This is a genomic window from Flavobacterium sp. GT3R68, assembly GCF_007109225.1.
In the GTDB taxonomy this organism is placed as follows: Bacteria; Bacteroidota; Bacteroidia; order Flavobacteriales; family Flavobacteriaceae; genus Flavobacterium.
Genome location: NZ_VJZK01000008.1, coordinates 1 through 26,639 on the forward strand (window position 1 = coordinate 1; position 26,639 = coordinate 26,639).

General features: G+C 38.6%; 20 protein-coding genes. 9 read left to right on the top strand and 11 right to left on the bottom strand.

Translation table 11 applies throughout. The features are described 5' to 3' along the window. Positions 1 to 802 precede the first annotated feature (802 nt). From thrS to rplT, 4 genes are all read left to right on the top strand, one after another. Entirely contained in the window at positions 803 to 2,749 is a 1,947-nt protein-coding gene (gene thrS, locus FNW07_RS12720) for a threonine--tRNA ligase (RefSeq protein WP_126745347.1), read from the top strand. 16 nt (positions 2,750 to 2,765) lie between these two features. Further along, positions 2,766 to 3,323, top strand: a complete 558-nt coding sequence (infC, locus tag FNW07_RS12725) for a translation initiation factor IF-3 (protein WP_370511514.1) — start codon at positions 2,766 to 2,768, stop codon at positions 3,321 to 3,323. Positions 3,324 to 3,388: 65 nt separating this feature from the next. Continuing rightward, on the top strand, positions 3,389 to 3,586 hold the full coding sequence (gene rpmI / locus FNW07_RS12730) for a 50S ribosomal protein L35 (protein WP_022827375.1): 198 nt from the start codon (positions 3,389 to 3,391) through the stop codon (positions 3,584 to 3,586). A 176-nt stretch (positions 3,587 to 3,762) separates the two neighbouring features. Further along, positions 3,763 to 4,107 carry a 50S ribosomal protein L20 gene (rplT, locus tag FNW07_RS12735; protein ID WP_126745177.1) on the top strand — a complete coding sequence of 115 codons (345 nt, stop codon included), beginning with the start codon at positions 3,763 to 3,765 and terminating at the stop codon, positions 4,105 to 4,107. Between the two features lie 129 nt (positions 4,108 to 4,236). Here rplT and FNW07_RS12740 read toward each other — a convergent pair whose 3' ends face one another. After that, positions 4,237 to 5,079 (bottom strand): isoaspartyl peptidase/L-asparaginase, encoded by an 843-nt coding sequence (locus tag FNW07_RS12740; RefSeq protein ID WP_126745176.1) that lies wholly within the window; start codon positions 5,077 to 5,079, stop codon positions 4,237 to 4,239. A gap of 10 nt (positions 5,080 to 5,089) precedes the next feature. Further along, positions 5,090 to 5,962, bottom strand: a complete 873-nt coding sequence (locus tag FNW07_RS12745; RefSeq protein WP_126745175.1) for a cyanophycinase — start codon at positions 5,960 to 5,962, stop codon at positions 5,090 to 5,092. 259 nt (positions 5,963 to 6,221) lie between these two features. Between FNW07_RS12745 and cphA the strand changes: the two genes are divergently transcribed. Together cphA and FNW07_RS12755 are read left to right on the top strand one after the other, a co-directional pair. Beyond that, the gene (cphA, locus tag FNW07_RS12750) at positions 6,222 to 8,846 is read left to right on the top strand and encodes a cyanophycin synthetase (RefSeq protein WP_126745174.1); all 2,625 of its coding nucleotides are present in this window, start codon (positions 6,222 to 6,224) and stop codon (positions 8,844 to 8,846) included. A gap of 107 nt (positions 8,847 to 8,953) precedes the next feature. Beyond that, entirely contained in the window at positions 8,954 to 11,080 is a 2,127-nt protein-coding gene (locus FNW07_RS12755; RefSeq protein WP_126745173.1) for a DPP IV N-terminal domain-containing protein, read from the top strand. 126 nt (positions 11,081 to 11,206) lie between these two features. Here the strand turns inward: FNW07_RS12755 and FNW07_RS12760 are convergent, their stop codons facing one another. Both FNW07_RS12760 and FNW07_RS12765 read right to left on the bottom strand, forming a co-directional pair. Continuing rightward, on the bottom strand, positions 11,207 to 12,118 hold the full coding sequence (locus FNW07_RS12760) for a glutaminase (protein WP_126745172.1): 912 nt from the start codon (positions 12,116 to 12,118) through the stop codon (positions 11,207 to 11,209). Between the two features lie 37 nt (positions 12,119 to 12,155). Further along, the gene (locus tag FNW07_RS12765; RefSeq protein WP_126745171.1) at positions 12,156 to 13,415 is read right to left on the bottom strand and encodes an asparagine synthetase B; all 1,260 of its coding nucleotides are present in this window, start codon (positions 13,413 to 13,415) and stop codon (positions 12,156 to 12,158) included. Between the two features lie 130 nt (positions 13,416 to 13,545). On the opposite strand from FNW07_RS12765, the gene FNW07_RS12770 reads away from it, so the two are divergent. Beyond that, positions 13,546 to 14,511 carry a YihY/virulence factor BrkB family protein gene (locus FNW07_RS12770; protein WP_126745170.1) on the top strand — a complete coding sequence of 322 codons (966 nt, stop codon included), beginning with the start codon at positions 13,546 to 13,548 and terminating at the stop codon, positions 14,509 to 14,511. Between the two features lie 3 nt (positions 14,512 to 14,514). On the opposite strand, the gene dnaB is transcribed toward FNW07_RS12770, so the two are convergent. From dnaB to tgt, 5 genes are all read right to left on the bottom strand, one after another. Beyond that, positions 14,515 to 16,062 carry a replicative DNA helicase gene (gene dnaB, locus FNW07_RS12775; RefSeq protein ID WP_126745169.1) on the bottom strand — a complete coding sequence of 516 codons (1,548 nt, stop codon included), beginning with the start codon at positions 16,060 to 16,062 and terminating at the stop codon, positions 14,515 to 14,517. A gap of 140 nt (positions 16,063 to 16,202) precedes the next feature. Further along, positions 16,203 to 17,156: an acetyl-CoA carboxylase carboxyltransferase subunit alpha gene (locus tag FNW07_RS12780; protein WP_126745168.1), complete on the bottom strand. Its 954-nt coding sequence runs from the start codon at positions 17,154 to 17,156 to the stop codon at positions 16,203 to 16,205. A gap of 256 nt (positions 17,157 to 17,412) precedes the next feature. Further along, on the bottom strand, positions 17,413 to 18,297 hold the full coding sequence (locus tag FNW07_RS12785) for a DMT family transporter (protein WP_126745167.1): 885 nt from the start codon (positions 18,295 to 18,297) through the stop codon (positions 17,413 to 17,415). Next, the gene (locus FNW07_RS12790; RefSeq protein WP_126745166.1) at positions 18,284 to 19,366 is read right to left on the bottom strand and encodes an LptF/LptG family permease; all 1,083 of its coding nucleotides are present in this window, start codon (positions 19,364 to 19,366) and stop codon (positions 18,284 to 18,286) included. Before FNW07_RS12790 ends, FNW07_RS12785 begins: the two co-directional genes overlap by 14 nt. Before the next feature lie 49 nt (positions 19,367 to 19,415). Then, entirely contained in the window at positions 19,416 to 20,546 is a 1,131-nt protein-coding gene (gene tgt, locus FNW07_RS12795; protein ID WP_126745165.1) for a tRNA guanosine(34) transglycosylase Tgt, read from the bottom strand. A 215-nt stretch (positions 20,547 to 20,761) separates the two neighbouring features. Between tgt and FNW07_RS12800 the strand changes: the two genes are divergently transcribed. Beyond that, positions 20,762 to 21,529, top strand: coding sequence for a diguanylate cyclase (locus FNW07_RS12800; protein ID WP_126745164.1), 768 nt, complete (start codon positions 20,762 to 20,764; stop codon positions 21,527 to 21,529). Positions 21,530 to 21,567: 38 nt separating this feature from the next. Here the strand turns inward: FNW07_RS12800 and FNW07_RS12805 are convergent, their stop codons facing one another. Beyond that, entirely contained in the window at positions 21,568 to 22,125 is a 558-nt protein-coding gene (locus FNW07_RS12805; protein WP_126745163.1) for a DUF6799 domain-containing protein, read from the bottom strand. A gap of 440 nt (positions 22,126 to 22,565) precedes the next feature. Between FNW07_RS12805 and FNW07_RS12810 the strand changes: the two genes are divergently transcribed. After that, complete coding sequence (locus tag FNW07_RS12810) at positions 22,566 to 23,108, top strand: ferritin-like domain-containing protein (protein WP_126745162.1); 543 nt, start codon at positions 22,566 to 22,568, stop codon at positions 23,106 to 23,108. Between the two features lie 70 nt (positions 23,109 to 23,178). Here the strand turns inward: FNW07_RS12810 and FNW07_RS12815 are convergent, their stop codons facing one another. Further along, entirely contained in the window at positions 23,179 to 26,616 is a 3,438-nt protein-coding gene (locus FNW07_RS12815; protein ID WP_126745161.1) for a pyruvate carboxylase, read from the bottom strand. Positions 26,617 to 26,639 lie beyond the last annotated feature (23 nt).

Below are 26,639 nucleotides of genomic sequence, written 5' to 3' on the forward strand. Positions count from 1 at the left end.
GTTTCCCTTAAAACGGCTGTCAATTCAATATGTCTATGAACGTGTTCTTCTATGTTTTTCGTTTCGTTTGACCCACATCGTGTGTCTCTGGAAGCGGGTGCAAAAGTACAACTTCTTTTTAATCTCGCAAGTGTTTGTGAAAGTTTTTTTGAAAAATTTTATTCTTCGTTTTCTCTCGTTTCACTCACTCAATATGTATAAGAACTTGCTCCCTTTCGGGTCGGCAAAGATAAATACTTTTTTACTTTCTCGCAAATCTTTTTTCTAATTTTTGTTAGAATCTTTTCGATTAACATCCCAGTAAATAAGTAAGAACTTCTGCGTCATTGCGGGTGCAAAAGTAGCATACTTATTCTCTTTCGCAAACTTTTACAGGCCTTTTTTTTGAAATTTTTTTTCACTCCTTCCCTAACTCGTTGGGAACCCGTTTTTTGGAGACTAAAGTTTTTTCCCTCGTTGTAGGGTTTATGGTGGCTATTCTGTTTGGAGCTGGTTTTTCATGGCTTTATAGCAGATGAATAATGTTTCCGGAACCCTTCCTTATATATAAAGAACGTAAATTTCCATCCTTAGCCCCGGGTGAAGCGGTATCCTGGCGCTTTATTCTTTATAAAAGCGCCAGATACGAGCGGAAAACGGGACTGAACGTTCTTGAAAAGGGTCTGGTCATAGCTCCTGATAATAAAAAAATCCCTGTAACAGATAATAAATCATGTTACCTTATATATATGTAACAAACCTGTCATATATATTGTGTGTGTTTTGGTAATCCTTTATATTTGCGGTTCATAAAATACGAACGATGATTAAGATTACTTTACCCGATGGGTCAGTGAGAGAGTTTGCGCCCGGCGTAACTCCGATGGATGTTGCCAAAAATATTAGTGAAGGCTTTGCCAGAAACGTGATTTCTGCAGCTTTTGAAGGCACAACGATTGAAACGACGACGCCTCTGACCACGGACGGAACTCTTATATTATATACCTGGAATGACACCGAAGGAAAAAAAGCGTTCTGGCATTCGACTTCGCATGTGATGGCGCAAACCCTGGAGGAATTATTCCCTGGGATTAAGCTGACGCTTGGACCTGCGATTGATAATGGTTTCTATTATGATGTCGATTTTGGCGACAAAAAAATAACCGATGCCGATTTTAAATCTGTCGAAGACCGTGTCCTTGAAATTTCGAGAGAGAAGCATGAATTTAAAATGCGTCCGGTTTCTAAAGCGGAAGCATTGGAAGTTTATAAGAATAATGAATACAAGACAGAACTGATTTCTAACTTAGAAGACGGTACGATTACTTTTTGCGACCATGCCAACTTCTTTGATTTGTGTCGTGGGGGACATATTCCGAATACCGGAATTATCAAGGCCATGAAAATCATGAGCGTTGCCGGAGCCTACTGGAGAGGTGACGAGAAAAACAAGCAGTTGACCCGCGTTTACGGAATTTCGTTCCCAAAACAAAAGGACCTGACTGATTACCTGTTATTATTGGAAGAGGCCAAACGCCGCGACCATAGAAAATTAGGTAAGGAATTGGAATTGTTCGCCTTCTCTCAAAAAGTAGGTGCAGGATTGCCGTTGTGGTTACCAAAAGGAGCTGCCTTACGTGATCGTTTGGAGCAATTTTTGAAAAAAGCACAAAAGAAGGCCGGTTACGAACAAGTAGTGACCCCTCATATCGGACAGAAAGAACTGTATGTTACTTCGGGACATTATGCGAAATACGGAGCTGACAGCTTTCAGCCGATAAGCACTCCGGCGGAAGGGGAAGAGTTTTTATTGAAACCAATGAACTGCCCTCACCACTGTGAAATTTACAACACCAAGCCTTGGTCCTATAAAGATTTACCAAAGCGTTATGCTGAATTTGGTACCGTTTACAGATACGAGCAAAGTGGTGAATTACATGGATTGACCCGTGTACGTGGATTTACTCAGGATGATGCGCATATTTTTTGTACACCAGATCAGCTGGACGAGGAATTTAAGAAAGTGATTGATTTGGTGCTTTATGTATTTTCTTCATTAGGTTTTGAAAACTTTACCGCTCAAATTTCTTTACGAGATAAAGACAATAGAGATAAGTATATAGGAAGTGATGAAAATTGGGAAAAAGCAGAGAATGCAATTATCAATGCAGCTGCTGATAAAGGCCTGAATACCGTTGTTGAATATGGCGAAGCTGCTTTTTATGGTCCGAAGTTGGATTTCATGGTGAAAGATGCATTGGGAAGAAGTTGGCAATTGGGAACGATTCAGGTAGATTATAACTTACCGGAGCGTTTTGAACTGACGTATAAAGGTTCTGATAATGAATTACATAGACCGGTTATGATTCACCGTGCTCCTTTTGGATCGATGGAACGTTTCATCGCCATTTTATTGGAACACACGGCAGGAAATTTCCCACTCTGGTTAATGCCTGAACAGGCTATTATCTTGTCTTTGAGTGAGAAATATGAAAATTATGCGAAAAAAGTTTTAAATCTGCTGGAAAATCACGAAATTCGCGCCCTTATAGACAACCGAAACGAGACTATCGGTAAGAAAATTAGAGATGCAGAAATGCAGAAGACCCCGTTTATGCTGATTGTAGGCGAGGAAGAAGAGAAAAACGGAACCATTTCTATCCGTCGTCATGGACAGGAAGGAAAAGGCAATATCAGCGTTACCATCGAAGAATTCGCCACAATAGTGAACGATGAGATTAATAAAACATTAAAAGTATTTACAGTTTAACTTAAATTATAAAGTCATAGCAATAAGAAGCAACAGAGGTTACCAACCTCGAGTAGAAAAAAAAGATGCCCACAGAATAAACAGTCATATTCGTGGTGTGCAAGAAGTAAGACTTGTAGGTGAGAATATCGAGCCAGGAGTTTTTAAACTAGCTGAGGCCTTAAGATTAGCTGACCAATTCGAATTGGATTTAGTTGAAATTTCGCCAAACGCAGATCCGCCGGTTTGTAAAATTATGGATTATAAAAAATTCATTTACGAACAAAAGAAGCGTGATAAAGCGCTTAAAGCAAAATCTACTCAGGTAGTCGTGAAAGAAATCCGTTTTGGTCCACAGACCGATGAGCATGATTATGAGTTCAAAAGAAAGAATGCGGAGAAGTTCCTGAAAGAAGGAGCCAAATTAAAAGCATTCGTATTCTTCAAAGGACGTTCGATTATCTATAAAGATCAAGGTCAGATTCTATTATTAAGACTGGCTACCGATTTGGAAGAATATGGTAAAGTGGAAGCGATGCCGGTTCTGGAAGGAAAGAGAATGATCATTTTCATTGCTCCGAAAAAGAAAAAATAAGATTCGGTATTCAATTACAGAATGTGAAGATAGTAAGTAAGAATAAATTAAAACACTAGGAAAAAATGCCTAAAATGAAAACCAAATCTAGCGCCAAGAAACGTTTCAAAGTTACTGGTTCTGGAAAGATTAAAAGAAAGCATGCTTTTAAAAGTCACATCTTGACTAAAAAATCTAAAAAACGTAAATTAGCTTTGACACACTCAGCGCTAGTTCACAAAACAGATATGAAAAGCATCAAACAACAATTAAGAATTATATAATTAGTCTTAAAGTTTAAAAGTCATAAAGTCATAAAGTTGTTGACTTTTGACATTCGACTTTCTAACATTTGACTAAAAGATTCTTTAGGTTAAAACAATTTAAAATAACCTTGGAGTATGGCCTTAAGTTCTCTTGATTAAATTCGGGACGCCTGCTACAAAAAAACAGTAAAATTATGCCAAGATCGGTAAATTCAGTTGCTAAAAGAGCACGAAGAAAAAAAATAATGAAACAAGCCAAAGGTTTCTTTGGTAGACGTAAAAACGTTTGGACAGTTGCAAAAAACGCGGTAGAGAAAGCAATGTGCTACGCTTACCGTGACAGAAAAGTGAACAAAAGAAATTTCCGTGCTTTATGGATTCAACGTATCAACGCTGGAGCCAGATTGGAAGGAATGTCTTATTCTCAATTCATGGGGAAAGTTAAAGCTAACGGAATCGAATTGAACAGAAAAGTTCTTGCGGATTTAGCGATGAACCACCCAGAAGCTTTTAAAGCTGTACTTAAAAAAGTAAAATAAACGTTTTATAAACATATATTTAGCTTACTTACTTATACAAAACCCATTCGAAAGAGTGGGTTTTTTATTTTCAAGCATAAAAAAACCTGACAGTTTGAAGTGTCAGGTCATTAATATAAAATGTATAGTCTAATCAAATACTTCAAAATCGGTTCCGTCATAACTGGCAAATACCATACTTGGGTACGAATCCTGATGAAATATATTTCCTTTGGCATCTATCGCGATTGCACCCGCAAATCCATCGTTTTCTTTTAGTTCCGCAAACGTTTTTTCGAATGCTTCTTTCAAAGAAAAACCATCCGTTACACGCGTGACAATTTTCGCTGCTGTGGCATTGCTGACAATATCCTCACCAACGCCCGTTAGACTCACCCCACAATGCGCATTGGCATAATTTCCGGCTACGGTTGCCGAATCAGAAATTCGTCCCGGCATTTCAAAACCTTTCCCACCTGTAGAAGTAGCTACCGCCAGTTTACCATCTGCATCCAAAGCCACACAACCTACAGTACCTGTTCCGGAAGCTTTTAGTTTGGCTTCATACTCAAAACGACGTTGCGGAATTTCTGTGGAAAAAATTTCAAAGCCATTATTTCTTGCGAAGCTGATTGCTCCTTCTCCACCAAGAACCTTATCATCGTAATCCAATAGCTTCACAGCAACCTGAATTGGATTTTTAACTTCTTCGATATTGATGACACCACTCATCTTTTGAGTGCTGCCCTCCATTAAAGCGGCGCTCATCCGGATTTTTCCGTCGCTTTGTATTTGGGAACCAATACCTGCATTGAACAATTCATCATCCTCCAATTCAGATACAGCAAGAACAACCGTTTCCAAAGCTGAATGGGTTTTCAAAAATTCATAGGAATCTCGGGCAATCCGTTCTAAAGCTTGTTGCTTGGCTAATTTCGTTTCAGCATTGGTAGACGATTCCGAAAAAAAACCACCGTGGATAATTACTTTCATGATGCTGGAATTAAATGTACTGTGACGATTGGATGTGCATCTTATGCGTTTTCAAATCGTAGGTATCAAACTTGCTCAACACGTGAACAGCAAAATTATTGACAGATATCGGTTGTCCCAATTCTATCTCAGTTAAGTTCGTATCTTTAATCTGGCGTCCGTCGACTAATATGACAAGTCCGGAACCAATAGCTTCCATTCGGGAGTTATTGGTAATCAACAGACCGGTATCTTCTCCTAGTCCGATTCCCAAAGTTCTTGGATTACCAACAACCGATTGAAACAATCGTCCGATTCTTCCTCTTTGAACGAAATGCGTATCAATGATGACTCCATCAATCAATCCCAATCCGCTGGTTATTTTAACTTCACCTTTTAAAAGAGCCTCATGGCTGCTTCCCTGATAAATCATGTTATTGGAAGCGGCAGCTGCTCCTGCTGAAGTACCTGCATAAATAAAATCCTCATTCTGGTATTTATCCAATAGTATGTCATGAAATAGGCTTCCACCCAAAATTGATGTTAATCGCAATTGGTCACCACCGGTAAACATCACTACATCGGCCGCTTTCAGTCTTTCCAAAACTTCCGGATCTGTTGCTTGTTCACGACGTTCAATGTGCAAAACATCCACATTGGTTGCCCCCAAATAATTAAGGGCTTTGATATATTCAGGCCCAATCTCTCTTGGGATTTTCGAAGCCGTAGTAATAACTTCAATTCTTGATTTTTCCTGATGTTTCGCCTCAACCAATACACGTCTTAAAATACCCGCTTCGAAGAAGTTCAGGTTGTTAGAAACGTTTTTGTCCAAATCGGTTTCAGTAAAACTTCCTTTATCTACTGCACCACCTATTATAATTAATTTTCCTCGTATGTTCATTTGGTAAAAATAGATAAAAAGATAAACCAGACAAATCCAGTCCCTCTTTTTTTGTTATTATTTTCATTAAAAAAATATAATCGTATTTTAATGAATTAAATTTTGATTAGTTCTCTAAAAAATTTATTTTAGTTGCTTTATATATTACATTTTTAACAAAATTTCCAGCTTTTTTTATTTCTTTTTACAAATTTACAATAAATTAAAATTGTAATGGACTAGCTGTGAGCCCATTATTCAAAAATAATATCCCCGATTTATGAAAATATTAAAAATACAAGCGCTTCGTGGCCCTAATATTTGGAGTGTCCAAAGAAAAAAATTAATCCAAATGCGTCTGGACCTGGAGGAAATGGAACAGTTTCCCACCAATAAAATAGAACGTTTCAGAGAAAGACTGGAAGCAATGATTCCTTCCTTGGTTGAACATCGCTGCTCCGAAGGAGTCCGTGGCGGATTATTTTCCCGAATTGAACGCGGAACATGGATGGGTCATGTCATTGAACATATTGCGCTTGAAATACAATCCTTAGCCGGAATGGAAACCGGGTTTGGAAGAACCCGAGAAACTAAAACTCCGGGAACCTATAATGTGGTATTCAGTTACACCGAAGAAAATGTAGGACTGTTTGCCGCTGAAAGTTCAGTGGCTATTGCCGAAGCATTGGTGGCCGGAACCGATTATGATCTGGAGGCGGACATTCAAAAGATGCGCGAAATACGCCAGCGCGTGCGTCTCGGTCCAAGTACGGGAAGCATTGTTGAAGAAGCTGTAGCAAGAGACATACCCTGGATTCGATTGGGTACCAATTCCCTTGTACAATTAGGATATGGAGTGAATCAAATGCGCTTCCAGGCAACCATCACCTGTAAGACCAGTAATATTGCGGTGGACATAGCCTGTAATAAGGAAGAAACCAAGCGTATGCTGGATGGCGCATCAATCCCTGTCGCCGCTGGAAGTATCTGTTCGGAAGAGGATGAACTGGAAGCAACTATCAAAAAAATCGGTTATCCAATCGTCATTAAACCTTTGGACGGTAATCATGGCAAAGGTGCCTCCATCAATGTAACCAATTGGGAGGATGCCAAATCAGGACTGGCTTTTGCTAAACAGTACGGCCGTCGGGTAATTGTTGAAAAATTCATCACCGGATTCGATTTCCGCGTGTTGGTTATTGACAACAAATTGGTCGCTGCCGCAAAAAGGGTTCCTGCAAATGTCATTGGAAATGGAAAAGACAACATAAGGGAACTGATCGACACCGTCAATTTGGATCCGCGAAGAGGATATGGACATGAAAATGTTTTGACAGAAATATTGGTTGACAGAGATACTTTGGATCTATTGGATCGTTTACAGTATACATTAGATACCGTTCCTAAAATTGGCGAAATCGTTTATTTGAAATCGACTGCGAATTTAAGTACCGGCGGAACTTCAGTTGATGTGACCGATATGATGCATCCTGAGAATATTTTCCTTGCCGAAAGGATTTCCAGAATAATAGGTCTGGATGTTTGTGGTGTAGATATTATGGCCGAAAACCTGACACAGCCTTTAAAAGAAAATGGCGGCGTAATTTTAGAGGTTAATGCAGCTCCGGGTTTCCGAATGCATTTGGCCCCATCTGAAGGATTACCAAGAAACGTTGCTTCCCCCGTTATTGATATGCTTTATCCCCTTGGTAAACCAAGTCGTATCCCGATTATCGCCGTGACAGGAACCAATGGAAAAACCACCACTACCCGACTTTTGGCCCATATCGTTAAAAACAATGGTTATAAAGTAGGTTTTACAACCTCTGACGGAATATACATCCAGAACCACATGATGGAAAAAGGAGATACTACCGGACCATTGAGTGCCGAGTATATCCTAAAAGATCCAACAGTTGAATTTGCCGTATTGGAAACTGCCCGCGGCGGAATTCTACGTTCCGGTTTAGGTTTCAGTCGATGTGATATTGCAATTATTACCAATATCCAGGAAGATCATCTTGGATTGAATGATATAAATACATTGGATGATTTGGCACGTGTGAAAAGTACTGTTGTCAGAAGTGTAAAAAAAGATGGTTGGGCGGTTTTAAATGCTGATGATGATCAATGCATGAAAGTCGCCACTGACCTGAGCTGTAATATAGCATATTTTAGTCTGGATGAGGACAGCCCTAGAGTTAAGAAACTGTCCAAAGAAGGAAAAATAGTGGCCGTGTATGAAAATGGATTCATCACCGTAAAAAAAGGGGAATGGAAAATACGCATTGAAAAAGCTACGATCGTTCCATTGACAATGGGCGGAAAAGCAAAATTCATGATTGCAAATGTATTAGCCGCGACCCTTGCGAGTTATTTATGGGGCTTCAAAACTGAAGATATCAGTCTGTCCTTACAGACATTTATTCCCGGTGCAGCCCAAACCCCAGGCCGAATGAACATTTTTGAATTCAAAAAATTCAAAGTGATGATAGATTTTGCACACAATCCTTCAGGTTATAGAGGTGTGGAAGACTTTCTGCAAAGTGTTGAAGCCAATAAAAAAATTGGAATTATCGCCGGTGTTGGTGATCGAAGGGACGAAGATATTAAGGAGTGCGCTAAAATTGCGGGCCGAATGTTTGACCATATCATCATCCGTCAGGAAAAACACCTGCGCGGCAGAACTGAAGAAGAAATTATCGGACTGATATTGGAAGGTATTGCTGAATCCGGCCGACCTGTTACTCATGAAATTATCGCAAAGGAAATAGAAGCCGTTAAACATGCTATCAACAGTGCCGAAGAAGGAAGTTTTATCACAGCCTTAAGTGATGTTATTACCAACGCTATAGATATCGTACAGGAATATTTAGATAAGGAAAATGAGCAGGGTATAATTTAATTTTGTTAAAAAATCTCCCCAGTGTAACAAAGGGTATTGTTAATAGACCAATAAAGTCTGTTGACAATACCCTTTTTAAATACGTTTCAAATCAAAACCATTACATTATGAATAAAAATTTAATCTTAGTTTTCAGCTTTTTTATTGCGCTTACGGCTTTCGGCCAAAACAAAAACATAACACTGGAAGATGGCGTTTTACAGCAAAACAGAAATTTCAGGGCTGATAAGATGACCGGATTTCAATGGATTCCAAACACCAACAAATACATTTATTTGGCCGAAGGCGGAAAAAAATTAATGACTGCCAATACCAAAGATTCAAAAGCAGTTGAATTAATTTCACTTGCGGATGTAAATGCGGTGTTAGGTTCGGATTTTAAAAATTTTGGAGGTATTCAATGGAAAAACACGTCAACTTTTATTTTATCCGACGGAACAAAAAATTATGAGTATGACCTAAGCAGTAAAACCGGAAAAGCTGTTTCTGAAGTAGCGGGAATGGAAAATGCAACTTATGATAATGCGAAGGAAAACATTGCATATACCAAAAAAAACAACCTTTATATACTGAACAAGAACAAAGAAAAAGTGGCTGTTACCAATGACGCTAATGAAAACATTGTTTCAGGGCAGTTTTTTGCACGAAATGAATTTGGCATTGATAACGGAATTTTCTGGTCACCAAATTCCCGTTTTGTAGCGTTTTATCAAAAAGACCAAACCGATGTGGCTGATTATCCTTTATTGGATATCACTCAAACACCGGGCCAGTTGGTGAACATCAAATACCCGATGATTGGCCAAAAAAGCGAAAAACCTCGCGTCGGAGTTTATAATCTGGCCACTAAGCAAACAGTTTTTATTTCCCCAAGAGGAAATTCAGATGATTATCTGACCAACCTTGCGTGGACACCGGATGAAAAATATGTGATTATTGCCGAATTGAACCGTGGGCAGAATGACATGCATCTCAACGTTTATGACGCAAATACAGGTGCTTTTATCAGAACTATATTGGAAGAAAAAAGCAACAACTGGGTTGAACCGGAGCATCCTGCTTTTTTTCCAAACAAAAAATCAAATAATTTCGTTTGGATCAGTGAAAAAGACGGTTTCAATAATTTGTATTACTATACCATCGAAGGAAAATTAATCAAGCAATTGACCAATAATAAATTTATCGTTCGCGATATCCTTGGAAGCAATGCTGCCGGAACAGAAATTTATTTTTCTTCTCCCGGAGAAAACCCAACCAATATGTTGGCTTACAAAGTAGATCTAAAAGGAAAACAAACCTTAATCACAAAAGACCAAGGCGTTCACAGCGTTGCAATCAGTACCGACGGAAATTGGTTTTTTGATGAATATTCAAATCACTCCACGCCTTCCAAATCAGTATTGTATGACAATAAACTAAAAGCGAAAACGCTTTTGGAAAGCAATAATAAGTATGAAGGTTATACTTTGGGAACTTCTGAAATCAAAACCATCAAAAGTGCTGATGGAACAACCGACTTGTACACGCGTTTAATCAAGCCAAGTAATTTTGACCCAAGTAAAAAATATCCGGTTTTGGTGTATGTTTATGGTGGGCCTCACGCCCAATTGATTACGAATTCCTATTTGGATGGGGCCAATCTTTGGATGTACTGGATGGCCGAGCAAGGATATTTGGTTTTTACAATGGACAATCGTGGTTCTGATAATCGTGGCGTTGCTTTCGAAAGTATTATCCACGGAAAATTGGGAGTAAACGAAATGGAGGACCAGATGAAAGGTGTGGATTACCTTAAATCGCTGCCATATGTAGACGGAAACCGTTTGGCAGTTCACGGATGGAGCTTCGGTGGATTCATGACAACTTCATTGATGTTGCGCAAACCGGATGTATTCAAAGTTGGAGTTGCCGGCGGACCGGTAACCGACTGGAAATTCTATGAAATCATGTACGGCGAACGGTATATGGATACGCCTGCCGAAAACCAAAAAGGTTTTGATGAAGCCAACACGCTGAACTATGTTAAGAATCTGAAAGGAAAATTGTTATTGATTCATGGAACCAGCGATGATGTCGTAGTAATGCAGCACAATTTATCCTTGATCAAAAAGTTTGTTGAAGCAGAAAAACAAGTGGATTTCTTCCCTTATCCAATGCACAAACACAATGTAATAGGGAAAGACCGCGTGCATTTGATGACCAAAGTATTGAATTACGTAATCGAAAATAATTAATAGTCTTTGGAGCTATTCCCGCTTTCCGTTTTAATCTTTTTATTTTTAATGAAAAAATAAAAAGGATTTCCACTGCAATCGGGGCTAAAAAACAAAAAGCCAATCGTAATTGATTGGCTTTTTGTTTTAAAATATCGACATTCCGGTTTTTGTAGTCAGTAATTCCAATGCAAACATTCCCAATTCCGAATTTCCTTTTTCGTTTAATCTGGGATTCCAGGTTGCCACAGCAAAATTTTTAGGAAACAATGCAGCTATTCCTCCCCCGATTCCACTCTTGCCGGGCAACCCTACTTTATAAGTAAACTCCCCCGATTCATCATAAAATCCACAAGTCTGCATCAGGGCATTCAATCGCTTCACCTGACTTTTGGATACAATCTGTTTTCCCGACTGCGTTTTTCCTTCATTGGCAAAGAAGAAAAAAGAATGTGCCAGTTCCTTGCAGGTCATTTCAATGGAGCATTGATGGAAATAAAAATCCAAAACCTCTTCCACATCATTCTCTATATTCCCAAACGATTTTAAAAAATTCGCCATAGCGGCATTCCTAAAACCGGTGTCTTTTTCAGATTGTGCGACTTTCAAATTAAAGTCAATTGTCGGACTGCCAGAAATCATTCGGATAAACTCAAGAAAATCCTGTTTCGGGTTCTTCAAATGGGAAATCAGGATGTCGGCAATTACCAGTGCGCCGGCATTTATAAAGGGGTTTCTAGGAATTCCTTTTTCGTATTCCAATTGCACCAATGAATTAAACGGATCACCGGAAGGTTCCACTCCCACTCTTTTCCATGTTTTTTCATCCAAAAAAGAAAAAGCTAACGTAAGCGTCAATGCTTTGGAGACACTCTGAATAGAAAATTTTTCGTCACTGTCTCCTATACCAAAATCCTGTCCGTCAATGGTTGTTAAATGAATGCCAAATTTATTGGGATCAATTTTTGCCAGTTCCGGAATAGTCACAGCGACATTCCCAATAGCAGGCGACAATTGTGCTTCCTGATAAATTTCCCGTAAAATAGCTGCATAATCCATTATTGACAGATATGAGTTAATAAAGAAAAGTTCGAGATTATGTTTTTTGTTTTTTCTTTCTTGCGGCAGGAAACAAAACATTATTCAAAATCAACCGGTAACCCGGAGAAGTCGGATGCAAATCCAAAACCGTAGGGTCATCCCCCACCTGATGTCGGTAATCTTCGGGATCATGTCCGCCATAAAAAGTGAACATTCCTTTCCCTTTTTGGCCATGAATGTATCGGGCTTCACCATTTAATAGATTTTCACCTAAAATAAGAATATTGGATTTTATCAGGTTTCTATCGAAAGAGGTACTTTGTCCCATGAAACCTTTAACCAATTGCGTGTGATTCTGGCATAACATACTTGGAATCGGATCCCATTTCGCCGAAAATTCCATTAAAGTAAAATAATCTTTCTCCATTGGAATGATTCTTTTTTCTGTCATGTCAATATCCGAGAATTCATATTTTTCGGGTCTGCGCTCCAAAATATAATCTTTGAAGGCGAATGATTTGGTATAATCAATTTTGGATTGATAATTTCCTTCGCTGGCATCACCATCAAACATAGGCTCACAAATGTCAACTCCATCAGCTGCCAATGCAATGTCAAAACTATCCGTTGCCGAACACATCGCAAACATGAACCCGCCACCAATGACAAAATCACGTATTTTTTTTGTCACTGCCAATTTTTCCTCCGACACTTTTTTATAGCCTAATTTGGCAGCTAATGCTTCTGCCTCTTTTTTCTGCTCGATGTACCAGGGAGCATTTTTGTATGCTCCAAAAAACTTTCCGTATTGCCCGGTAAAATCCTCATGGTGCAAATGCAGCCAATCGTAAAGCAATAATCCGTCGGATAATACTTCTTCATCATAGATTGGGGTAAATGGAATTTCGGCATAAGTTAAAACTAAAGTCACAGCATCATCCCAGGGTTGCTTGCCTTTGGGGGTATAGACTGCGATTTTTGGTGCTTTTTCCAAAATAACGGTTTCCATATTTTGGGACGGACTTGAAATTTCATCAAGGATAGTATTGGCCTGCCCGTCAGTTAGTAATTCAAAACTAACGCCCCGTATTTGGCATTCCTTACGGATTTCAGGAGCATCAGGCAATAAAAAAGAACCCCCACGATAATTGAGCAGCCAGCTGGCTTTGTAATTTTTATCCAGGCACCAATAGGTAATCCCATACGCTTTGAGATGATTTTGCTGCGTGGTTTCGTCCATTGGCAATAAAATAAACGATGCCTTCACTGATAGGGAAATCAGAAAAAAGAGCATACAAAGGTATCTTTTAGTCATTGCTTACTTATTTGTACCAAAGATATAAAGGAAGATATTTAAATTTATCTTAAAACGTAAATATAATTTAGTTCCTTTATACACTATATTTTGAATTATTTGTTAAATTTATAAGAGTAAACTGCTAATTATGAAAAAATATTTTACCAAGCAAGCTTTTAAAGGCAATGGAAAAATACTTAAGGATACTTTTACTGGCTTCATAGATGACAAAGCCCTTAAGTTTAGTGCCTCACTTGCTTATTATACGGTTTTTTCGCTGGCTCCATTATTATTACTTCTCATTTCGCTAGTAGGTATTTTTTTTGGGAGAGAAGCTGTCGAAGGACAGTTATTTTCTGAGATAAAAATGCTGTTGGGAAGCGAGGCAGCTATACAAATTCAGGAGATGATCAAGAATATTGAGTTATCGGGTAAATCAAAAACAGCAGCTATTTTTGGTGGAATCGCTTTAATCGTAGGAGCAACGACCGTATTTGCAGAAATACAGGATTCGATAAACATCATCTGGAGAGTGAAGGCCAAACCAAAAAGAGGATGGTTGAAAATCGTACAAGACCGACTGTTGTCATCATCAATTATCGTGGCATTGGGTTTCTTATTGATTGTTTCCTTAGTGATTAATGGTGCACTTAAACTCTTGAGTGATTTTCTGGTTGGTTATTTTCCCGATGTTACCGTCTTATTGTTCAAAGCATTGGATTTTTTCATCAGCTTTGCTGTACTTAGTTTGCTCTTTGGTGTTATTTTTAAAGTATTGCCAGATGCTAAAATTAAATGGAAGGATGTGCGGTCCGGTGCTTTTTTCACCACATGCCTTTTTTTGTTGGGCCGGTATTTAATTGGTCTTTATTTGGAAACAGCAGGTACTGCCTCGACTTATGGCGCAGCGGGATCTCTTATAATTATTTTGGTATGGGTATATTATACTGCGGCGATTGTATATTTTGGAGCTGAATTCACGAGAGCATATGGTAATTTTAAAGGACGAAAAATTGAACCTGCCGATTATGCCGTATATGTTGAAATGACTGAAAAAGAAATCGATAAAAAAACAATACCGCTGGGCAAGAAAAAAGACGAAACTATAGACTAATTTCTAAAACGGAACATCACTGTCATCATCAAAACTATTTAGGTTGCTTCCAAAAGCTTCGTTGGCTGAAGGTAGGTTTTTAGTCTGGAAAGGATTGTCTTCTAAATTCATTTTCGATGGCAAATCATCATAACCTCCGCCATAATCTTCCAGGTTGTCGAATTTACCCAGATTACCAATAAACTTCAGACGCACATTTTCCAAACTACCGTTTCGGTGTTTCGCAATGATAAATTCCGCCTGGCCTTCGGTTGGAGAATGTTCGTCATCATCCCACTCGTCTATTTTGTAATATTCGGGTCTGTAGATAAACGATACGATATCCGCATCCTGCTCGATCGCCCCAGATTCACGAAGATCCGAAAGCAAAGGTCTTTTGCTCGATCCACGTGTTTCAACGGCACGCGATAACTGTGATAATGCTATTACCGGAACACCTAACTCTTTGGCAAGAGCCTTCAGGTTTCGGGAAATAGTGGATATTTCCTGCTCACGGTTCCCACCACCTTTACCGTTACTTCCTCCGGCGGTCATCAATTGCAAATAATCGACAATGATTAACTTGATACCATGTTGGGAAGCTAAACGACGGGATTTGGCCCGCAAGTCAAATATAGAAAGCGACGGCGTATCATCTATAAATAAGGGTGCTTTTTCAAGGTTTTTCACTTTGATACTCAACTGTTCCCATTCGTGTTTTTCCAATTTTCCGGTTCTCAATTTCTCCGAAGACAAACCGGTTTCCGAGGATATCAAACGGGTAATCAACTGTACGGAAGACATCTCCAGAGAGAATAACGCTACCGGATGCCCAAAATCAATGGCAATATTACGCGCCATGGACAATACAAAAGCGGTTTTACCCATACCCGGACGCGCTGCAATGATAATCAAATCACTAGGCTGCCATCCGGAAGTAATCTTGTCCAGTTTTTCAAAACCGGTTGCGATTCCACTCAACCCTTCTTTTCCGGCAATTTCCTCAATTCGCTTTTTGGCTTGTATAACCAAACTTTGTGCGGTTTCGGAACTACGTTTGATATTCCCTTGGGTAACTTCGTATAATTTAGATTCGGCTTTGTCCAATAAATCAAAAACATCGGTTGATTCATCATATGATTCCTCAATGATTTCCGAAGATATTTTTATAAGGCTTCGTTGAATGTATTTCTGTAAAATAATTCTGGAGTGAAACTCAATATGTGCCGATGATGAAATCTTTTGGGTCAGTTGGATTAAATAAAAATCACCACCTGCCAATTCCAGTTTTGAGTTCTTTTTTAGCTGAGCGGAAACTGTTAATAAGTCAATCGGTTGAGAATCTGTGAATAACTGAAAAATGGCCTCGAAAATATGCTTGTGGGCATCTTTATAAAAAGCATCAGGCTGCAAAATATCGATTACCTCATCAACTCCTTTCTTATCAATCATCATGGCACCTAAAACGGCCTCTTCCAACTCCAGCGCCTGTGGCGGGAGTTTTCCTTTTTCTAAATTGATAATCGTAGTTTTATCTACTTTCACGGGGTTGATATTTCTGAAATTTTCCATGTAGCGAAAGTAACTAAAAAATAAAAAAAACTGCTATTGAGTTATTACTAAAAATTGTTTATAACTAAAGTTTTTTTGTTGATAACCCAAAAAAAATCCGAAACCACAAGGCTTCGGATTTAGAATATATTTGTAAGAATTTACTCTTTAAATTCACCCATCTTACTGTATTTGTCCATCCTTTGCTCAACTAAAACTGCTGTTGATAAGTCTTTCAATTCCCCGTATGCTTTAAGAATATATTGCTCCACAGTTTTAAAAGTTGTATCGCGGTCATAATGAGCTCCACCTAATGGTTCCGGAATAATATCGTCTACCAGTTTTTGCTTTTTCATGTCGGCAGAAGTCAACTTCAAAGCCTCAGCAGCCTGTTCTTTATACTCCCAGCTTTTCCATAAAATAGAAGAACACGATTCCGGGGAAATTACAGAGTACCATGTGTTTTCCATCATCAGTACACGATCTCCAACGCCAATTCCTAATGCACCACCGGAAGCTCCTTCGCCAACGATAACTGTTACGATAGGCACTTTAAGACGGATCATTTCGATAATGTTTCTGGCAATTGCTTCCCCTTGTCCTCTTTCTTCAGCTTCCAGCCCTGGATAAGCACCGGGAGTGTCAATTAAAGTCAAAACAGGTATTCCGAATTTCTCGGCCATTTTCATCAAGCGCAATGCCTTTCTATATCCTTCCGGATTTGCCATTCCGAAATTACGGAACTGACGGGTTTTGGTATTGTATCCTTTTTGCTGACCTACAATCATGAACGATTGTCCGCCAATTTTTCCAAGACCACCAATCATCGCTTTATCATCTTTGAAATTTCGGTCACCGAACAATTCCAGGAATGTATCGCCACAAAGTGCATTTACGTGATCCATGGTATACGGACGGCTTGGGTGACGTGATAATTGGACACGCTGCCAGGCAGTCAGGTTCTTATATATGTTTTTCTTAGTCTCTTCTAATTTTTGCTCTATTTGCTTGCAGGTATTAGTAACATCAATATCGGATTCCTGACCAATGATCTGACATTTGTCCAATTGGTCTTCAAGTTCTTTTATAGGAAGCTCAAAATCTAAATATTCCATAGGATTTGTGCGTTTTTAGTTTTAGTTCGAAAGGCAAAGATAAAATTTTCAGCGTAGAACGAAAGATTTTTTTTGTTTTTTGTCTAAAAGTATCGGGAATCCCTTAGCCCTGATGGCAGTGGAAATCCTTGGGGTTGGAAAGGTATTTTTTACCGATGAAAAAGAGCGACCGAAGCAAGCTCCTTTTTTGTCGTGGAAAAAACCATTTCCAGCCCGAAGATGGAAACGTACAGCAGGTTCCAGCTCCAGAAGATTTTTAAGCTTTCTCTTTTTTATAGTATTTGACTACGCCGTTCATGATTACTGTGGACAGAATGATTAGCGCACCGATATAGAATGCCGGATCCATTTTTTCTTTTTCCTGAAAGACAATCACAGCCAGGATAATCCCGTAAATAGGTTCCAGATTGATGGTCAGCATCACGGTATACGGACTTAAAAATTTCATTACTTTGACCGAGGCTATAAAGGCATACGCCGTACAAACTGAACTTAGTATCCCAAGATACATCCAGTCGGAAGCGGAAACCTGAAAAAATTTGGTATCAAAGCTGTTGGTAGTTCCAAGAAAAACGGAGAAAATCAGAACACCTCCAAGTAACTCATAAAACGAAATGACTGACGGATTATATTCCTTGGCGTATTTGCTGTTGATTACGGAAAAGGTGGCGGATAGGAATGCGGAACTTAACGCCAGAATTATTCCGTAGACATAGTTACCTTCCACATTGAAGATGATGTACAGTCCGAGCACTACTATAAGTCCAAACAATACTTCATACCAGATAACTTTTCGTCCATAGACCAAAGGTTCCAAAAGCGATGTAAAAAAAGCTCCGGTGGAAAGACAGGCTAATGTTACAGAAATATTGGAAACTTTAATCGCCTTGAAAAAGGTAAACCAATGCAGTGCAATGATCAGACCTGCGAATAGAAACCCGAAGAGGGTCTTTAGCGGCACTTTCATGGGGATTTTTTTGTACCAGATGTATAAGGAAATAAATCCCACTGCCAATAACATCCGGTACCAGACTAATGGCAACGCATCAAGAGTAATCAGCGCACCTAAAACGGCTGTAAATCCCCAAATAAATACGATGAAATGGAGATGGAAGTAGCTCTTTAGGTTATCGTTTTGCATTTCGGAGCAGATATATGGCCAGAATACCGAAAACAATGTTGGGCAACCAAACGGCCAACAGTGGTGGCACACTGGATTTCTCAGCCAGAACACCAAATATCTTATCAAAAAAGACAAATGAAAATGCCAGACCAATTCCGATAGCCAGGTTTAATCCCATTCCGCCTCTCCTTTTCATCGATGAAACGGCCACGGCTATAATGGTAAGGATAAACGCGGAAACCGGGAGGCTGTACTTTTTATATAGCACAACCAAGTATACATTGATGTTAGATGAACCGCGGCTTTTTTCTTTGTCAATAAACTTGTATAATTCACCTAACGGCAAGGTTTCTGCCACATAAACTACTGGGGTTAAATCTTCCAGGTCAAATTTAAAAATGGTGTCTTTTTTATCGGCGGTTTCAATGATATCAGCAAACTCCCCTACTTTTCGTTTGTTGTAATTGAACATCGTATACGAACTGTCTTTCGGATTCCATTTGATCCGGCTGGCGGTAACTTTGTATTGCAATTTTTCCTTTTTGAATTTTTCCATCGCAAAGTTGAATGCAATTTTGGAGGTCTGATTGAAATTTCCAACATAAATAAATTCGTCCTTGCTGATTTGCTTAAACACATTTGAATTATCGCGCATCATTTCCTTTCCATTTCCTTTCAGGTAAGTATATCGGAAATTATTAAATCCCTCACTTGCTTTTGGTACCAGGAAAACCCCCATAATCAAGGCAAAAAGGGAAACAATTGAAGCCCCGATAATAAACGGGCGCATAAATCTTTGGAATGAGATCCCGGAACTTAATATTGCAATTATTTCGGTATTATTGGCTAGTTTTGACGTAAACCAAATGACCGAAAGGAATAAAAATATAGGAAATAATAAGTTGGCAAAATAGATGGTAAAATGATAATAATAGATGGCAATTTCAATGAATGGGATTTTATTTTCAATCATTTTATCGACTTTCTCCGATACGTCAATTACAATTGCAATTGGGATAAACATTAAAAGCATCGCCACAAAAGTGGACAAATATCTTTTTAAAATGTATTTATCTATTATTTTCATTTAAATTATTTAAAAATTTAAAACCAAAAATCCCCTACCAACCAGTGTCCTAAAGACGCTGGCCCATTTGTTTGACCATTTTTTCCTTCCAGGGATAAAAATCTCCTGCTAAGATATGTTTTCTTGCTTCACGAACCAACCACATATAAAAACCTAAGTTGTGGATTGTGGCAATTTGCTTTCCAAGGTATTCGTTGGCTGCAAAAAGATGACGCAAATAGGCTTTGCTATATTCCCTGTCCACAAACGTAGTTCCCATCTCATCCACGGGAGAAAAATCGTCGGCCCATTTTTTATTTTTGATATTGATGGTCCCGTTTGCGGTAAACAGCATTCCGTTTCTCGCGTTACGCGTGGGCATCACACAATCGAACATATCGATACCCAAAGCAATGTTTTCCAGAATATTGATCGGCGTTCCAACCCCCATTAAGTAGCGTGGTTTGTCTTCGGGTAAAATGGCGGTAACTATTTCGGTCATGGCATACATTTCCTCAGCCGGTTCCCCTACGGAAAGTCCACCAATAGCATTCCCCTGCGCTCCGGCATTGGCAATGTATTCCGCGGATTGCATTCGCAAATCCTTATAGCAGCTTCCCTGAACAATCGGGAAAAAAGTTTGTTCATAACCGTATTTGACAGGAACTTTTTCCAAATGATTGATACATCTGTCCAGCCATCGGTGGGTCATGTGCATCGAACGTTGTGCATATCGGTAATCACAGGGATAAGGAGTACATTCATCGAAAGCCATAATGATATCCGCGCCAATACTGCGTTGAATCTCCATCACACTTTCAGGTGAGAAAAAATGATGCGATCCGTCAATATGGGATTTGAACTTAACACCTTCTTCTTTAATTTTTCTGTTGGCTGAAAGCGAATAAACCTGATAACCCCCGGAATCAGTTAAAATATTACGGTCCCAGTTCATGAATTTATGCAATCCGCCCGCTTGTTCAAGAATATGGGTTTGGGGACGTAAAAACAAATGATAGGTATTACCAAGTATAATATCTGGGTTGATTTCCTCTTTAAGCTCGCGTTGGTGCACTCCTTTTACGGAAGCTACTGTACCAACTGGCATAAATATGGGTGTTTCTATAACCCCATGATCAGTGGTTATGCTTCCGGCTCTGGCTTTGGATAAGGGATCTGTGTGTAATAAGTCAAACTTCATAACGTCTTTTTTCAGTCGCCAAAGATAAGGCAGATAATCAGATAATTTTCAAATTTAAAGATGTTTTATGATTTTCGTAAATGTACTATTTTGCTTACTAATTAAATTATTTTTTCAGCGGCGAACCCAGATATATTTCATACTATTGATATAGAATTGTTATACACCGAACTATTGAAGCGTTTCTCACACAATAACACATTATCAAATCAAAAATGGTAAAGAGAAAAAAATCGGATGACGTCGTGGCTTTTCAAACCGAAGAGGAGCAAAGATGTGCTGCAGAGTTAGTTATTGCGAACCAGGAAAACAAAGATAGAGCGGCAAAATTAAAAATTGTCAATAAAGAGCTGGCTTTTGAAAATATCGAAAAAGAAAAACGAGTCGCGGAGTTAGTCATTGCTGATAAGGAGTTAGTCTTTCAACATAAAGAGAAAGCAAAAAGAGCGGCTGAATTGCTAATTGCCAATAAGGAACTTACCTTTCAGAATAAAGAGAAAGAAAAAAGGGCGGCTGAATTAATCCTGGCTAATGAAGAACTAACCTTTCAGAATAAAGAAAAAGAAAAACGCGCTGCTGAACTAATAGTGGCCAATAAAGAACTTGCTTTTCAAAATAAAGAAAAAGAAAAACGAGCCGCTGAATTGATAGTGGCCAATAAAGAACTTGCCTTTCAGAATAAAGAAAAAGAAAAAAGGGCAGCAGAATTATTAGCTGCGAATAAGGAACTTGAAAAAGCTAAAAAATATCAAAAAGAATACATTACGGAACTGAAAGAGATGATTTTTGTGACATCACATAAAGTTCGAGAACCTATTGTATCCATCTTGGGCCTTGCTGATGTTCTAGATTACTCCCGACCGGAGGAGTTAAAAAACTTAGTGCATTATATCAAATCATCTGCCTTAAAGCTGGATGCACTTACCCAACAGCTGAATATTCTTATTCATGAGTCGAAAGTTAAAGCACAAAATAAGCATTAAATAATTCAATCAGTCTTTTCTGTAACGAAAGGGCAGCTTTATTTTTCTTTTGTTAAACCTCTCTTTTGTTTGACTTTCCCATCCATGAAGATCTGGTCGCCATTTTTCATCTGCATGGAACTTCCATCTTTCATATTTACTGTTCCATCCGGAGCAACCACAGTTCCATTGGCCAGCTTCATGTTTTTATCAATTAAAAACAGCTCCCCTTTTTTCATCAACATCATTTTTCCGCCTTTCATTGTCACATGATCTTTCATTTTTTTATGGTTTTTTACCCAACGATCTTCCTTGACCTTTTTACTTGTAATTTTGCCTCTCATATCCACGATATCTCCATTTAAGAGCATTCTAATTTTACCGTCCTTGGTTTTAATTGTCCCATCCGAAGAAACAACAGTTCCATTGGCCATGATCATATCCTCATACAGGATTGCCATTTTCCCATCCTGAATCATCATCACTTTTCCGTCTTTCATCATTACATGATTTTTGGTCTGTTTCATTTTCAAATCTTTAGCATTCAATTTGTCTTCTTGCGCCATAATTCCAACCGATATGAATACAGAAAATAAAATTATAAATATTTTTTTCATAACTATTTGATTTTAAATTATTTAAAGTTTAAAATTATGTAATAAATTTACAAAAAATACCATCGAATAGCTTGATTTGAGGCAATAGCAGAAGTATCACCTAACTTTCTTATACCGATTAGTTTCTGACAATTTAAAACCAAATATCTTAAAAAATGAATCCCTAAAGTAAAACACATATTGTAAACCATTACAACTGCTAGCCTAATCCAGTATCCCTCATTCATTATGTTGCCTTCCAAATTGCGTTTTTCAATAAATTATTTTATTCATTATATATTAATTATATATTTTTTAACTGTTTAATTAACAGATAATTATGGAAAAAATTCGTAATATTACTATATTAAATTAATTAAAAAAGGTCATTTACTTTACCAATTTTACAAAATGTACACAGGTATTTAATTAGAAAAATATTAATATAAAAACAAATAGTTATGGAATCATCTAAAAAAGGAATCGTTAAGGCTAAAACAAATGCAGCACATGGATTAAGAGAGTTATTTGCAAATGGCTTACAGGATATTTACTGGGCAGAAAAAGTCTTAACCAAAACAATCCCAAAAATGGTTAAAAACGCCACTTCTCCTGAATTAATCACTGCTTTGGAAAATCATCTGACTGAAACTCAAGTACACGTGACCCGATTGGAAAAAATATTTCAAACTACCGGAATCAAAGCTGTTGCAAAAAAATGTGACGCTATGGAAGGAATTATAAAAGAGGGAGACCACATAATGGAAGAAACCGAAATTGGAGTGGTGCGGGATGCCGGTATAATTACTGCGGGACAAAAAGTGGAGCATTATGAAATTGCCTCATATGGCACCCTGCATGCTTTTGCAAAAACATTGGGAGAAGATGAAGCCGCAAAATTATTGGCCATGACTTTAAATGAAGAAAAGAAAGCAGATGCCACACTTACCGGAATTGCTGTTTCGAATATTAATGAGAATGCAGCCTTTGCAGATGAAGAATAATTAGGATTACATTTTTAAATATTAAAAAGCCTGCTTAATGCAGGCTTTTATATTTTATAGTACCTAAAGCTTATTTGTATTCGATAATCAGGTCACCGAGTTCCACCAAGCCGTTTTCCCTGAGGACAATTCGGGAAATGGTCCCTGCAGTATTGGATAAAACCGTGTTTTCCATTTTCATGGCTTCAATAGTAAATAAAGGCTGATTTATTGTAACAACATCATTTTCCTTGACCCAGATCTTACTTAACATTCCAGGCAGCGGGGAGCCTATTTCTTTTTCGCCATTCGCTTTCTGGTTTTGATTGTCCACAATTTTAACCGATTTATCGCGAATTTCAACTGCACGGGTCTGACCGTTAAGCTTGAAATAGACTGTGCGCATGCCTTTTTCGTCCGGCTCCGATTTGTAGAGGAATTTCACAATGATAATTTTCCCTCCCGCGATATGGATAATGATTTCCTCATTGGGTTTTAAACCATAGAAAAAAGTAGTGGAAGGGATTACGCTGACATTTCCCCATTCTTCATTGGCTTTAAAATAATCTTCAAATACTTTTGGATAAAATTTATACGATAGAAAGTCGGTCATCTTAGCGGTAGAGGAGAACTTCACTTTAAATTCCTGGTATTCCTTTTCAAAATCGACCGGAGATAAATGTTTGTTAGGCAAATCGACGAACGGAACTTCATCTTTCAATACCATTTTCTGAAAATCCTTTGGCCATCCACCTTCGGGTTGCCCTAATTCTCCCATTAGCATTCCCTTGACTGAACTCGGAAACGATAAAGTGTGTCCGCTATCCAATACATCTTGTTTAGAAAGATTGCTGTTGACCATAAACATCGCCAGATCGCCCACAACTTTTGAAGAAGGGGTCACTTTAATGATGTCTCCTAATAAATGGTTTGCATCTTCATACGCCTGTTTTATATCGGTCATTCTGTTTTCCAATCCTAAAGAATACGCTTGCGGTTTTAAATTAGAATATTGACCCCCCGGAATTTCATGGTTATATACCTCAGCTGTGCTGGATTTTAAATCAGATTCAAACGGATAATAATATTCACGCACATCTTCCCAATAATTACTATAGGCATTCAACGTATGAATATCAAATTCTGAATGTCTTGGAGTTCCTTTCAAGGCTTCGACAAATACATTAAAGTTAGGTTGGGAAGTTAGTCCTGACATCGAAGAAAGGGCAACATCAATAATATCGACACCGGCTTCAACCGCTTTAAGATAGGTCGCCGACTGAATTCCCGCAGTATCATGAGTATGGAGGTGAATCGGGATATCAATTGATTTTTTCAATTCGGTGATTAATTTTTCGGCGGCATACGGTTTTAACAAACCGGCCATATCTTTAATACAAAGAATATGAGCTCCGGTGTCTTCTATTCTTTTGGCCAGATCCAGATAATAGTTTAAACTAAATTTGGGACGATCAGGATTTAAAATATCTCCGGAATAACCCATGCTGACTTCGGCAATCGAATTGGTATTATGGAGCACGGCATTGATGCTTGTTTTCATATTATCGATACTGTTCAGGGAATCGAAAATCCGGAAAACATCAATTCCTTTTTCTGCTGAAACCTCGATGAATTTTTCCACTAAATTATCCGGATATGCAGTGTAGCCTACGGCATTTGCCCCTCTGATTAACATTTGAAGCAACACGTTGGGCATTGCCTTGCGGATGAGTTCCAATCGGTCCCATGGATTTTCATTTAAAAAACGCATGGCTACATCGAAAGTGGCACCGCCCCAGACCTCCATAGAGAACATGTGTGGAAAATGCTTTGTAAACGATTCCGCAAAAGGCAACATATCTATCGTCCGGGCTCTGGTTGCCAGTAATGACTGGTGTGCGTCCCGCATCGTACAATCGGTGAATAGAATCTGATTCTGGTCTTTGATCCATTGGCAAAAATCCTTCGGTTTGAGTTCGTCCAACAATTGTTTTGTCCCTCTGGGATGTTCCATAATCGAAGAACTGTCAGGCAATTTCGGCGTCAGGAATTTTTTTTCGGGCAAAATGAATTTTACATCGGGATTCCCATTGACAATGGTATTCGCAATGTATTTCAGGTTTTTGGTACCACTGTCGGCTTTTTGTTTAATTTGCGTTAACGAGGGATTGTCAGCTATAAAATTCACAGTGATAGTACCGTTTTGGAAATCCGGGTGAACAATCAAATTTTCGAGAAAAGGAATATTTGTCTTTACACCACGGATTGTAAATTCGTTTAGGGTTCGCAATAAACGCTGGCTTGTGCCTTTTAAAGTTCTTCCTCGGGCCGTGACCTTGACCAACATCGAATCAAAAAATGGTGAAATTTTGACTCCAGGATAAGAGCTCCCTTCATCTATCCGGATGCCGTATCCACCGGCATTTCTATAAGCGATTATGGTGCCATAATCCGGTGTAAAATCATTTTCAGGATCTTCGGTGGTAATTCTGCACTGGATTGCAAATCCGTGGCATTTCAAACTTTCCTGACCTAAAATGTAAATTCCGGGACTGGACAATTCGTGGCCACAGGCGATAAGAATCTGGCTTCTGACGATATCAATTCCGGTTACTTCTTCTGTTATCGTATGTTCGACCTGAATCCTTGGGTTGACCTCGATAAAATAGATATTTTCGTCTTTATCAATCAGGAATTCCACCGTACCGGCATTATTATAATTGACTTCTTTGGCAATGGCCAAGGCATAATTATAAAGTTTTTCTTTGGTTTCTGCTTTTAAATTTGGAGCCGGGGCAATTTCTACTACTTTTTGGAAGCGTCTTTGAATACTGCAGTCTCTTTCAAAAAGATGCACAATATTGCCATAATTATCCCCTAAAAGTTGGACTTCGATATGCTTGGGGGTTTCAATGAATTTTTCAATAAATATCGTATCATCACCGAACGCCGTTTTAGCTTCTCTTTTGGCTTCATTGAAAAGGGCCTCGAAAGCATTTTCATCCCTCACCACACGCATTCCTCTGCCTCCACCGCCAAAAGCGGCTTTCAGCATCAGCGGAAAACCAATAGCTTTTGCTTCTTTTTTGGCAATTGAAAAATCAGTAAGATTTACTTTACTGTCGGCAATAATGGGAACCTTTGCTTTTATGGCAATTTTTTTTGCAGCTACCTTATCACCCAATTGCGCCATTACGCTGGGATCGGGACCAACCCAAAGGATATTATTAGCAATGCATTTGGCGGCGAACTCGACATTCTCGGCCAGAAAACCATAGCCGGGGTGAATGGCATCTGCCCCTACCCTTTTGGCCACTTTAACAATTTCATCAATATCCAAATACGGTTTTAACGGCTCTGAATCTCTACCAATCTGATACGCTTCATCCGCTTTGTATCTGTGAAGGGAATACCGGTCTTCAAAAGTATAAATACCTACTGTTTTGATTTTAAGTTCTGTAGCCGCCCGAAAAATACGAAGCGCAATTTCTCCCCGGTTTGCAACCAGCAATTTAGATATTGTTTGCATATGTATAATGTTTTGGTGTCGTA

Excerpts from the sequence above, each read along its gene's own strand:
- thrS (WP_126745347.1), top strand. The coding sequence starts at position 803 with ATGATTAAGATTACTTTACCCGATGGGTCAGTGAGAGAGTTTGCGCCC.
- rpmI (WP_022827375.1), top strand. The coding sequence starts at position 3,389 with ATGCCTAAAATGAAAACCAAATCTAGCGCCAAGAAACGTTTCAAAGTT.
- rplT (WP_126745177.1), top strand. The coding sequence starts at position 3,763 with ATGCCAAGATCGGTAAATTCAGTTGCTAAAAGAGCACGAAGAAAAAAA.
- FNW07_RS12740 (WP_126745176.1), bottom strand. The coding sequence starts at position 5,079 with ATGAAAGTAATTATCCACGGTGGTTTTTTTTCGGAATCGTCTACCAAT.
- FNW07_RS12745 (WP_126745175.1), bottom strand. The coding sequence starts at position 5,962 with ATGAACATACGAGGAAAATTAATTATAATAGGTGGTGCAGTAGATAAA.
- cphA (WP_126745174.1), top strand. The coding sequence starts at position 6,222 with ATGAAAATATTAAAAATACAAGCGCTTCGTGGCCCTAATATTTGGAGT.
- FNW07_RS12755 (WP_126745173.1), top strand. The coding sequence starts at position 8,954 with ATGAATAAAAATTTAATCTTAGTTTTCAGCTTTTTTATTGCGCTTACG.
- FNW07_RS12760 (WP_126745172.1), bottom strand. The coding sequence starts at position 12,118 with ATGGATTATGCAGCTATTTTACGGGAAATTTATCAGGAAGCACAATTG.
- FNW07_RS12765 (WP_126745171.1), bottom strand. The coding sequence starts at position 13,415 with ATGACTAAAAGATACCTTTGTATGCTCTTTTTTCTGATTTCCCTATCA.
- FNW07_RS12770 (WP_126745170.1), top strand. The coding sequence starts at position 13,546 with ATGAAAAAATATTTTACCAAGCAAGCTTTTAAAGGCAATGGAAAAATA.
- dnaB (WP_126745169.1), bottom strand. The coding sequence starts at position 16,062 with ATGGAAAATTTCAGAAATATCAACCCCGTGAAAGTAGATAAAACTACG.
- FNW07_RS12780 (WP_126745168.1), bottom strand. The coding sequence starts at position 17,156 with ATGGAATATTTAGATTTTGAGCTTCCTATAAAAGAACTTGAAGACCAA.
- FNW07_RS12785 (WP_126745167.1), bottom strand. The coding sequence starts at position 18,297 with ATGCAAAACGATAACCTAAAGAGCTACTTCCATCTCCATTTCATCGTA.
- FNW07_RS12790 (WP_126745166.1), bottom strand. The coding sequence starts at position 19,366 with ATGAAAATAATAGATAAATACATTTTAAAAAGATATTTGTCCACTTTT.
- tgt (WP_126745165.1), bottom strand. The coding sequence starts at position 20,546 with ATGAAGTTTGACTTATTACACACAGATCCCTTATCCAAAGCCAGAGCC.
- FNW07_RS12800 (WP_126745164.1), top strand. The coding sequence starts at position 20,762 with ATGGTAAAGAGAAAAAAATCGGATGACGTCGTGGCTTTTCAAACCGAA.
- FNW07_RS12805 (WP_126745163.1), bottom strand. The coding sequence starts at position 22,125 with ATGAAAAAAATATTTATAATTTTATTTTCTGTATTCATATCGGTTGGA.
- FNW07_RS12810 (WP_126745162.1), top strand. The coding sequence starts at position 22,566 with ATGGAATCATCTAAAAAAGGAATCGTTAAGGCTAAAACAAATGCAGCA.
- FNW07_RS12815 (WP_126745161.1), bottom strand. The coding sequence starts at position 26,616 with ATGCAAACAATATCTAAATTGCTGGTTGCAAACCGGGGAGAAATTGCG.